Source organism: Synechococcus sp. R55.8 (genome assembly GCF_047461895.1).
Classification (GTDB): domain Bacteria; phylum Cyanobacteriota; class Cyanobacteriia; order Thermostichales; family Thermostichaceae; genus Thermostichus.
The window spans coordinates 1-10835 of the sequence record NZ_JANSIB010000101.1; the positions used below are offsets into that span (position 1 = coordinate 1).

At 59.6% G+C, this 10835-nt stretch carries 6 protein-coding genes and 1 pseudogene; 3 read left to right on the forward strand and 4 right to left on the reverse strand.

Annotation, left to right across the window (positions count from 1 at the left end):
* Positions 1 to 726: pseudogene (locus tag NW829_RS10250) on the forward strand (hypothetical protein); the annotation flags it as partial.
* A 59-nt stretch (positions 727 to 785) separates the two neighbouring features.
* On the opposite strand, the gene NW829_RS10255 reads toward NW829_RS10250, so the two are convergent.
* The 4 genes from NW829_RS10255 to psaA form a co-directional block, all read right to left on the reverse strand.
* The gene (locus tag NW829_RS10255; RefSeq protein ID WP_414408450.1) at positions 786 to 2342 is read right to left on the reverse strand and encodes a phytoene desaturase family protein; all 1557 of its coding nucleotides are present in this window, start codon (positions 2340 to 2342) and stop codon (positions 786 to 788) included.
* A gap of 81 nt (positions 2343 to 2423) precedes the next feature.
* Positions 2424 to 3005, reverse strand: coding sequence for a Uma2 family endonuclease (locus NW829_RS10260; RefSeq protein WP_414417019.1), 582 nt, complete (start codon positions 3003 to 3005; stop codon positions 2424 to 2426).
* Between the two features lie 107 nt (positions 3006 to 3112).
* Complete coding sequence (psaB, locus tag NW829_RS10265) at positions 3113 to 5347, reverse strand: photosystem I core protein PsaB (RefSeq protein ID WP_414332634.1); 2235 nt, start codon at positions 5345 to 5347, stop codon at positions 3113 to 3115.
* Between the two features lie 21 nt (positions 5348 to 5368).
* Positions 5369 to 7636, reverse strand: a complete 2268-nt coding sequence (psaA, locus tag NW829_RS10270) for a photosystem I core protein PsaA (RefSeq protein ID WP_414417020.1) — start codon at positions 7634 to 7636, stop codon at positions 5369 to 5371.
* A 327-nt stretch (positions 7637 to 7963) separates the two neighbouring features.
* Between psaA and ureC the strand changes: the two genes are divergently transcribed.
* Positions 7964 to 9682 carry an urease subunit alpha gene (gene ureC, locus NW829_RS10275; RefSeq protein WP_414351194.1) on the forward strand — a complete coding sequence of 573 codons (1719 nt, stop codon included), beginning with the start codon at positions 7964 to 7966 and terminating at the stop codon, positions 9680 to 9682.
* Between the two features lie 62 nt (positions 9683 to 9744).
* Positions 9745 to 10835, forward strand: a 1091-nt coding sequence (locus NW829_RS10280; protein ID WP_414417021.1) for an ABC transporter ATP-binding protein, incomplete at its 3' end; no start/stop codon positions are given.

Genomic DNA, 10835 nt, shown 5'->3' on the forward strand with positions numbered 1-10835 from the left:
GTTGCGGGCGATGGCACTCCTGAGGATGCCTTGGCTCTCTTTGCCCGCCTGAACTTCCGGCCCAACCAGGCGGAGATTGTCTATCGCCCTGCCCAGGTGGGTACGCAGTCGGTACTGTTCGCTCCGGATCCGACGCGGCCCAATATCTTGCCCAATCAGTTGGTGCGCATCCGGCGCCTGTTGAACGGTCGGGTGCAGGCAGAGTTTGACCCGGCCAATGTCAGCACAGTCCTCAACTTCGTCCAGGTTAGCCCGCCGCCGCGACCTTTCCCCACCCCGATCCCGCAGTTGCCCGTCCCTGAGCGTCCCGGTGCCCCTACCGCGTTTGACTACTTCTTCTCCTTGCGCACCGAGCGCTCCACAGGTACGTTGCCTGGATCCCCTGTGGAGGGAACTAATCTCAGTCCTGTTATCCTTCAGGGCATTGTCCCCACCACGGGAGATTTTGTCTTCCGCACCTTAGCTGGGGCACAACTGGCCGGGCCGTTTAATAGGGCAGATATTGGCGGTTCTCTGCTGCGAGGCAACTTGAATTTGGTTTTCGATCCAACCACCTCTGGCTCGAATATCTCTGGGCAATTCTTTATTGAGCAAGAGTTCCCCACTGACAACCAAGTTATAGGCCCGAACCCACCAACTGGCGACGGAAATACGGGTACTCCTGATGCAGGGGGAGTTATTCTCATTATTCGTGGATTCTTTGAGGGCACGCAGGTGCGGCTGTAACCCAGGCAACCCGTTTGATCCCAGAGCAGGGATCCGCTCTGGCTTGGCCTTTTCGTCGGTCAGAGCTTGGGTAGATCGCTGAGCACCACCTGCGCGCAGTTGTGGCCAGGGATCCCGGTCACTCCGCCTCCTGGGTGCGCCCCTGAGCCGCAGAGGTAAAGGCCGGGAATGGGGGATCGATAGTCGGCCAGGCCGGAGATGGGCCGTAGGTTGTAGCTTTGATCCGGCGTCATTTCCCCGTGAAAAATGCTGCCCCCCACAAGGCCGAAGCGGGCCTCCAGATCCACGGGCGACAACATCTGCCGTGCGATCACGGCGTTTTTAATGTTGGGGGCAAATTGGGCAATTTTGTCGATTACCCGATCGGCAAATTCCTCCCGTAGGCCATCGTTCCAGTCTCGCCCTTTGGGTTGGTAGGGCACAAACTGACAGAAACAGGAGAGAATGTGCTTGCCTGGGGGAGCCATCGTCGGGTCGGTGGGGGATTGGCTGTAGATCTCGATAAACGGATCCCGGGAAGGGATCCCGTACTTGCAGTCATCCCAAGCCCGCTCCAGATAGGCCACCGAGGGGGCAATATCCACTGTGGCAGAGCTGACAACTTCTGGGGGCACTTCAGCAGGGGCCGCCGTGTAGCGGGGCAGTTCCTCCAGGGCCAAGTTGAGCTTGTACACCGGGCCTGAGGTGCGGTAGTGCCGTTCTAGCCGGTCACGCAAGTCTGGGGGCAAAGAGGAGCAGAGTCGCAAAAAGGTGATCTGGGGATGGGCATTGGAGAGAACCGCCCGCGCCCGCACGGTTTCCCCCGATTCGAGGACGACTCCAGCGGCCTGCCCACTCTCCATCAAGATCTCCGCCACTGGAGCAGACGTGCGGATCTCCACCCCTAAGTCCAGAGCTGCCTTGGCCATCGCTTGGGTAATGGATCCCATCCCACCGCGCACATAGCCCCAGACCCCACGCGAGCCAATAGCCCGACCTACCGCATGGACCAGCCAAATGTAGGGCGTACCCGGAGTCATCGGCCCGGCAGAGGTGCCGATCAAAGATTGGGGAGCCATCGCCGCCTTGACCTGCTCCGACTCGAAGAACTCATCCAGGAGATCGGTGGTCGAGAGAAGCATAATGCGGCGGAAATCGTCCTCATACCCGGCGGCTGCAAAGCGATCCGCCAGTTGGCCCAGTGAAATCGGCGGCTGCATCAAAGTTGGCTCCACCACCTCGTTCACCCGATCCCAAAACTCCTCCCAGCGGTCGTAGGCTTCCGCATCTTTGCGGGAAAACTTGGCAATTTCCGCCTTGCTCTTGGCGCGGTTATCGGCATACAGGAAGAGGTGCTGCCCATCCGGGAAGGGCATGAAATAGGAAGGTTGCTTGGCGTAGACCTCAAAGCCATAGTCCGGCAGGCGCAGATCGCGAATGATCTCCGGGCGCAGCAAACTACAGGAGTAGGAAGCCACCGACACGCGAAAGCCCGGGTGAATTTCTTCCGTAATGGCAGCACCACCAACGGTGTGATAGCGCTCCAGCACCAGCACTTTTTGCCCCGCTTTGGCCAAATAGCAAGCGCTCACCAGCCCGTTATGCCCGGCCCCAATCACCACTGCGTCGTAGCTCATCAACAATCCTTCTGCAAACGCTTCTCCACCCACAATACTCCTGCCAGCCAAGACTCGATCTGCCGGCAAGGGATCCCTGCCTTAACCGATGGAAAAAACCTGATCCAGACTCAACTCTCCAGCCAGGATCCCTGGGATCCCAACTTTTTCCTTGGGGGTGTAAGCCTCTCTTCTCTGGTAAACTCCCGACCCTGTTGGCAAGCTGTACGTCTCTAGGCAGTTCTCTTGCAAGTTCAAGATCCAGTAGTTGGGGATCCCAGCTTTGGCGTAGAGTCCGAGTTTGACTTCCCGATCATAGGTAAGGGAAGAATCAGCCACTTCGATGATGAGATAGATGTCTTCGGGCTGAGGATGCCGAGAGCGGTACTCATCCTGCTGAAAGCGCACAATGGCAAAGTCGGGCTCCGGCTCGTGATTGGGGGGCAGTTGCACCGGATCCTGGGTGCGCACAATAGCTTGCTCCTGCACAAGGCCCACCAACAGTCGGTACAGGCGGCTACAGTAGGCGGCGTGCCTCTCCCCTTTCGTCATCTTTTGAACCAGGAGCCCGTCAATCAGCTCCAACTGATTGGGCCCTTCAATCTGTCCAGACTCAATCAGCCGATGAAACTCCTCAAAGGTATATCGCCTGATATAGGGATCCAATCGGGCGGCTAGAGTCATCGACCAAACTCATCAGACCCTAAACTTCATATCACCACTCTACCAACTCACAAAAAAGGGATCCCTGGACCAGCCGAGGGATCCCTATTCAGCAGGTTATGGGCTTGCTACCCCGACTGGGAAGCTGTCGAGGCGATAACAAAGGCCGCGTAGGTCAACACGTAACCCACCGTGAAGTGAGCCAGACCCACCAGACGACCTTGGACAATCGACATGGCCACCGGCTTGTCTTTCCAGCGGATCAGCTTGGCCAAGGGAGTGCGCTCGTGCGCCCACACCAAGGTCTCGATCAGCTCTTGCCAGTAGCCGCGCCAGGAGATCAAGAACATGAACCCGGTTGCCCACACCAGGTGGCCGAACAGGAACATCCAGGCCCAAACCGCCAGGTTATTCATCCCGTAGGGGTTGTAGCCGTTGATCAACTGGGCGGAGTTGGCCCAGAGGTAATCCCGCAGCCAGCCCATCAGGTAAGTGGAGTTCTCGTTGAACTGGGCAGTGTTGCCGCTCCAAACCCCAAGCTGCTTCCAGTGCCAGTAGAAGGTAACCCAGCCGATGGTGTTCAGCATCCAGAACATGGCCAGGTAGAAGGCATCCCAGGCGGAGATGTCGCAGGTGCCGCCCCGACCCGGGCCGTCGCAGGGGAAGCTGTAGCCAAAGTCCTTCTTGTCCGGCATCAGCTTAGAGCCGCGGGCATCCAACGCCCCCTTGACCAAGATCAAGGTGGTGGTGTGCAAGCCCAGCGCAATGGCGTGGTGCACCAGGAAGTCACCCGGGCCAATGGGCAGGAACAGGGATCCATTGGGATCGTTGATGGCCTGCAGCCAGCCCGGCAGCCACACGTTGCCGTAGTTGGGCCAAGCGGTAGAAGCAAGGCTGTCGGGGTTGGACAACAACACATCCATGCCGTAGATCATCTTGCCGTGAGAGGCCTGGATGAACTGAGCAAACACCGGCTCGATCAAGATCTGCTTCTCCGGCGTGCCGAAGGCCTGCATGACGTCGTTGTGGACGTACAGCCCCAGGGTGTGGAAGCCCAGGAACAGCGATACCCAGCTGAGGTGGGAGATAATCGCTTCCTTGTGATCCAGCACCCGCGCCAGCACGTTGTTCTTGTTGGCCTCAGGATCGTAGTCCCGCACCAGGAAGATGGCCCCGTGGGCAAACGCCCCCACCATCAAGAAGCCAGCAATGTACTGGTGATGGGTGTAGAGAGCCGCCTCCGTGGTGTGATCCATGGACATGAACACGTAGGGGTTAAGGGCGTACATGTGCTGCGCCACCAGCGAGGTCACCACCCCCAGACAGGCCAAGGCCAGAGCCAACTGGAAGTGCAGGGAGTTGTTGACCGTGTCGTAGAGACCTTTGTGGCCTTCTCCCAGCAGGCCTCCGAAGGGAGTGCCCTTGGGGGGGTTGTGGGCGCCAAGGATCTCCCGGATGCTATGGCCAATGCCCCAGTTGGTGCGGTACATGTGGCCGGCCACGATGAAGATCACCGCGATGGCCAGGTGGTGGTGGGCCATGTCCGTCAGCCACAGGGACTGGGTGTTGGGGTTAAAGCCACCCAAGAAAGTGAGGATGGCCGTGCCCGCCCCTTCTGCCGTGCCCCAGACATGGTTGGCCGTGTCCGGGTTCTGGGCATACACCCCCCAGTTGAGGGTAAAGAAGGGCTTCAGACCTGCCGGGTGGGGCAGAGTGGTAAGGAAGTTGTCCCAGCCTACGTGCTGCCCGCGGGACTCGGGGATGGCGACGTGTACCAGGTGACCCGTCCAAGCCAGGGAACTGACCCCAAACAAGCCGGCCAGGTGGTGGTTGAGACGGGCTTCAGCGTTCTTGAACCAGCTCAGGCTAGGCCGGAAGCGGGGCTGCAGGTGCAGCCAGCCGGCAAACAGAAACACTGCCGCCAACAACAGCAGGCCAATCGCGCCGGTGTAGAGATCGCCGTTGGTGCGCAGGCCAATGGTGTTGAACCAGTAGTACAGGCCAGAGTAGGCCGCGTTGACGGGGCCGCCGCCCCCCGGTTGGGTAAAGGCTTCCACCGCTGCCTTGCCAAAGTGGGGATCCCAGATGGCGTGGGCGATGGGGGTGACACCCGTGGGGTTGGCTACCCATTGCTCATAGTTGCCTTGCCAGGCGATGTGGAAGACGTTGCCGGAGGCCCACAGGAAGATGATTGCCAGATGGCCAAAGTGGGTGGCGAACAGCTTTTGGTAAAGCCGCTCCTCCGTCATGCCATCGTGGGTCTCGAAGTCGTGGGCGGTGGCAATGCCATACCACAGCCGACGCGTGGTGGGATCGCTGGCCAGGTCTTGGCTGAATTGGGGAAAACGAGTTGCAGTTGTCATGATTCTCTCTTCCTCCTTGCCTTAGCCGAGTGCGCCGAACCGTGCCAGGAAGAACGCCCAGGTGGTGACGATCCCTCCCAACAGGTAGTGGGCCACACCGACCGCCCGACCCTGAATGATGCTCAGAGCGCGGGGTTGAATGGCCGGAGCGACTTTTAGCTTGTTGTGGGCCCAAACGATGGACTCAATCAGCTCCTGCCAGTAGCCGCGACCGCTGAACAGGAACATCAGGCTGAAGGCCCAGACAAAGTGAGCGCCCAAGAAGAGCAGCCCATAAGCCGACAGAGCCGAGCCGTAGGAGTTGATCACCTGCACCGATTGCGCCCACAGGAAGTCCCGCAACCAGCCGTTGATGTTGACGGCGCTGGCCGCAAAGTTGCCGCCGGTGATGTGCTCAATCGTGCCATCGGCGTTGACGGTGCCCCAGATGTCGCTCTGCATCTTCCAACTGAAGTGGAAGATCACGATGGAAATGCAGTTGTACATCCAGAACAAGCCCAAGAACACGTGATCCCAGCCGGAGACCTGGCAGGTGCCGCCCCGACCTGGGCCATCGCAGGGGAAGCGGAAGCCCAATTTGCCTTTGTCGGGGATCAGGCGAGAAGAGCGGGCAAACAGCACCCCTTTGAGCAGGATCAGCACCGTGATGTGGATGGTCATGGCGTGAATGTGGTGCACCATGAAGTCCGCCGTGCCCAGCACCATCGGCATCATGGAGACCTTGCCGCCCACGGCCACCACGTCGCCGCCGAAGATGGGGCTAACCGACGCGCCCACATAGGGAGCTGTGCTGGCAATGGCCGAAGTGTGCAGCGACTGAATCCACTGGGCGAAGATGGGCTGCAGTTGGATGCCGGTGTCCGAGAACATGTCCTGCGGACGGCCCAGGGCTTGCATCGTGTCGTTGTGGACGTAGAAGCCAAAGGCGTGGAAGCCCAAGAACAGACACACCCAGTTGAGGTGGCTGATGATGGCGTCGCGGTGGCGCAATACCCGATCCAAGACGTTGTTGCGGTTCACCGCCGGGTCGTAGTCGCGCACCATGTAAATGGCCCCGTGGGCAGCACCCCCCACCACGAAGAAGCCGCCTATCCACATGTGGTGGGTAAACAGGGAGATCTGGGTGGCGTAGTCGATGCCCATGTAGGGGTAGGGGTTCATGGCATACATGTGCTGCGCCACGATGATGCTCAGGGATCCCACCATGGCCAAGTTGATGGCCAGTTGGGCATGCCAGGAGGTGGTGAGCACTTCGTACAGGCCCTTGTGGCCTTCGCCGGTGAAGGGGCCCTTGTGGGCTTCCAGGATCTCTTTAATGGAGTGGCCGATGCCCCAGTTGGTGCGGTACATGTGGCCGGCCACGATGAAGAGCACGGCAATGGCCAAGTGGTGGTGGGCTTGGTCGGTTAGCCAGAGGGCACCGTTCTGCGGATCCAGGCCACCCTTGAAGGTGAGGAACTCCGCGTACTTGCCCCAATCCAAGGTAAAGAAGGGCACCACCCCGCTGAAGATGCCCCAATCCACGCTGGGGAACATCTCCTTCATCAAGGCGGGCTTGAGGATGAACTCGTGGGGCAAGGGCACCTGATCCGCCGGCACGCCCGCATCCAACATCTTGTTGATGGGAATGGACACGTGGATTTGGTGACCGGCCCAGGCCAAAGAACCCAGCCCCAGCAGGCCCGCTAGGTGGTGGTTGAGCATCGATTCCACATTTTGGAACCACTCCAGCTTGGGAGCCCGCTTGTGGTAGTGGAACCAGCCGGCGAACAGGCACAACCCGGCCATCACCAAGCCACCGATGGCGGTGCAGAGGAGTTGAAACTCATTGGTGATGCCGGCAGCTCGCCAGAGGTGAAATAGACCAGAAGTAATGCGGATCCCTTCGAAGCCGCCGCCCACATCCCCATTCAGGATCTCTTGGCCGAAGATGGGCCAGACCACTTGGGCGCTGGGCTTGACGTTGATCGGATCCGCCAGCCAAGCAGAATAGTTGGAGAACTGAGCTCCGTGGTAGTACATGCCGCTCAGCCAGACGAAAACCACTGCCAAGTGGCCGAAGTGAGCGGAAAAGATCTTACGAGAGACGTCTTCTAAGTCGCTGGTGTGACTGTCGAAGTCATGAGCAAGAGCATGGAGGTTCCAGATCCAGGTCGTGGTCTTGGGGCCACGGGATAGGCTGCGGTCGAAGTGGCCCGGCTTAGCCCATTTCTCAAATGAGGTGGGAACCGGATCCACGTCAACCGACACCTTGACCTTCGGCTCTCGCTCCTTTGGCGTAGTTGTCATCAAGAACTCCTCTCTTGCGACAAGGAACGAAGCATCCCTACCCCTTGGCAGAAGATTCCCCCAGGGCAGGACTTACCTGGCATTATAGGTCAGGGTTTGTGAGCCCTCAGTTGCTTCACAATAATTAAACGAGGGATCCCTTGTCCCATCGAGGCTGGAGTCGATTGGCAATTGTTCTTTCGATCATAGATGTAAATATATGTAACGAATTTTCAGCCAACCCAATCCGTTCTCAGGAAGGGTTGGAACTGAACAATAGACAGCAAGGGATCCCCTGGGTGGGGATGTGTGGTAAAACCCTGGCAGCCCTTTTGCAGATACCACCCTATGACCCTAGAGATTCCCCGTCGCCAATACGTCAGCAACTACGGCCCCACCGTAGGGGATCGGGTGCGCCTGGCGGATACCGAACTGATCATCGAGGTGGAGGAGGATTTCACCACCTACGGCGAGGAGATTAAGTTTGGGGGCGGCAAAACCATCCGCGATGGCATGGGGCAATCGCCGACGGCCACCCGCGCCAATGGGGCCTTGGATCTGGTGATCACCAACGCCCTGATCCTGGACTGGTGGGGCATCGTCAAGGCGGATGTGGGCATTCGCGATGGCTACATTGTCGGCATTGGCAAAGCCGGCAACCCCAACATCCAAGCGGGGGTGACGCCGGGCATGGTGGTTGGCCCCAGCACTGAGGTGATTGCCGGGGAAAACCTGATCCTGACGGCGGGCGGGATCGATGCCCATGTGCATTTCATCTGTCCGCAGCTGTGCGAGTTTGCCATCGCCTCGGGAGTGACCACCCTTTTGGGGGGCGGAACTGGGCCGGCCACCGGCAGCAACGCCACCACCTGCACCCCTGGAGCTTGGAACTTGGGCAAGATGTTGCAGGCGGCGGAGGGGTTCCCCGTCAATTTGGGCTTCTTTGGCAAGGGAAACGCGGCTTTTCCCGCAGCTTTGCGGGAACAGGTGGAAGCGGGGGCCTGCGGCCTCAAGATCCATGAAGATTGGGGATCCACGCCGGCGGTGATCGACAGCTGTTTGCAAGTCTCGGATGAGTACGACATCCAAACCCTCATCCACACCGATACTTTAAATGAATCGGCTTTTGTGGAAGATACCATCGCCGCCATCAATGGCCGCACCATTCACACCTTTCACACCGAAGGGGCTGGAGGTGGGCATGCCCCCGATATCATTCGCATTGCCTCCGAGCCCAACGTGCTGCCCAGCTCCACCAATCCCACCCGCCCCTTTACCCGCAACACCATCGAAGAACATCTGGACATGCTGATGGTGTGTCACCACCTGAGCAAGAATGTGCCGGAGGATATTGCTTTTGCCGAAAGCCGCATTCGCCCCCAAACCATTGCCGCCGAAGACATCTTGCATGACATGGGGGTGTTCAGCATCATCTCTTCCGACTCGCAGGCCATGGGCCGGGTGGGGGAGGTGATCATCCGCACTTGGCAGACAGCTCACAAGATGAAGGTGCAGCGGGGGCCTTTGCCGCAAGACAGCAGCCGCAACGACAACTTCCGGGCCAAGCGTTACGTGGCTAAGTACACCATCTGCCCTGCCATCGCCCAAGGACTCAGCCACGTCATCGGGTCGGTGGAGGTGGGAAAACTGGCGGATCTGTGTCTGTGGAAGCCGGCCTTTTTTGGGGTTAAGCCGGAAATCGTCCTGAAGGGGGGCCTGATTGCCTACGCCCAAATGGGGGATCCCAATGCTTCCATTCCAACCCCGCAGCCGGTGTACCCCCGCCCCATGTTCGGCAGCTTTGGCCGCGCCCTGACCGAGACCAGCCTGCTCTTTGTCTCCCAGGCTGCCCTAGACCTGGGGATCCCGGAGAAATTGGGGATCCAGCGCCGGGCCGTAGCGGTGAAAAATTGCCGCGAGATCGGCAAAGCGGATTTGAAACTCAATACCGCCACTCCCCACATTGAGGTGAACCCGGAGACCTATGAAGTGCGGGCCGATGGAGAATTGCTCACCTGCGAGCCGGCAGAGGTGCTGCCCATGGCGCAGCGGTATTTTCTGTTCTAATTTGGGTGTTCTAATTTGGGAGAGCTTGAGAGCTCCTTGGGAGGTTGACCGGTAACTCAAGCATGGGCCACCTTGTTCTCCGCCACCTCAGCAAGCGCTTCCACAAGGGAGGGATCCCTGTCCTCAGGGATTTGTCTTTGAGTGTGGAGGCAGGGGAGATCTTCGCCCTGCTGGGGCCATCGGGCTGCGGCAAGTCCACCACCCTCAATCTCATCGCCGGTCTGCTGGAACCGGATCCCTTGCCCTATCCGGGGGAAATCTGGCTGGACGGGATCCCCCTCAACCCTCTGCCGCCGGAACGGCGCGGCGTGACTTTGCTGTCCCAACACAGCCGCCTGTTTCCCCACCTGAGCGTGGGGGAAAACGTCGCTTTTGGCCTGAAAATGCGGGGTATTCCCCGGGCAGAGCGGGAGGCTGCCGCCTTGGGCATGTTGGAGCGGGTGCAATTGCCCGGATTGGCTCAGCGTCGGCCTAGCCAGCTTTCTGGCGGACAAGCGCAGCGGGTGGCCCTGGCGCGGGCTTTGGTGATTCGGCCCAAGGTGCTGCTGTTGGATGAACCTTTATCGGCCCTGGATGCCAACCTGCGCCAAGAGATGCAGGCCCTCATCCTGGAGCTGCAGGCGGAAACAGGGGTGACGACGGTGCTGGTTACCCACGATCAAGCAGAAGCCACAGCCATGGCCCAACGCATCGGCCTGATGTTTGAGGGGCAGCTACACCAGGTGGGATCCCCTGTGGAGTTCTATCAGCAGCCGCGCTCCGAGCGCATTGCCCGCTTTTTTGGCGGGGTCAATTTTTTCGATGCGCAGGCGGAGGGTCACCAGCTTCGCCTCAACAACGGGATCCTCTTGAAAAGCGCCGCGCCACTCCAAGGTCAGGTGCGGCTGACGGTGCGCCCGGAACAGGTGCAGGTGTTTCCCCATCCGCCCGGCTTGGCCGACAATGTTTTCTCCGCTCAAGTGATGGCGGAACGCTTTGCAGGCACCCAGCGACGGCTGACCTTGCAAGCCCCTTGGGGCAGTCTGCAGGCTTGGGTGGCTCCCCACCAAGTGTTTGCGCCGGGGCAGGCAGTGTGGATCCATTTGCCGCCAGAGGCTCTGTGGCCTGTGGAGATTGGCGGGGATCCCTCACCCCCGGCCCTTTTCCCAAAGGA

What these genes read in the sequence shown, in the direction of transcription:
- NW829_RS10255 (WP_414408450.1), bottom strand. Translation starts at nt 2,342, where the DNA reads ATGAGCTACGACGCAGTGGTGATTGGGGCCGGGCATAACGGGCTGGTG.
- NW829_RS10260 (WP_414417019.1), bottom strand. Translation starts at nt 3,005, where the DNA reads ATGACTCTAGCCGCCCGATTGGATCCCTATATCAGGCGATATACCTTT.
- psaB (WP_414332634.1), bottom strand. Translation starts at nt 5,347, where the DNA reads ATGACAACTGCAACTCGTTTTCCCCAATTCAGCCAAGACCTGGCCAGC.
- psaA (WP_414417020.1), bottom strand. Translation starts at nt 7,636, where the DNA reads ATGACAACTACGCCAAAGGAGCGAGAGCCGAAGGTCAAGGTGTCGGTT.
- ureC (WP_414351194.1), top strand. Translation starts at nt 7,964, where the DNA reads ATGACCCTAGAGATTCCCCGTCGCCAATACGTCAGCAACTACGGCCCC.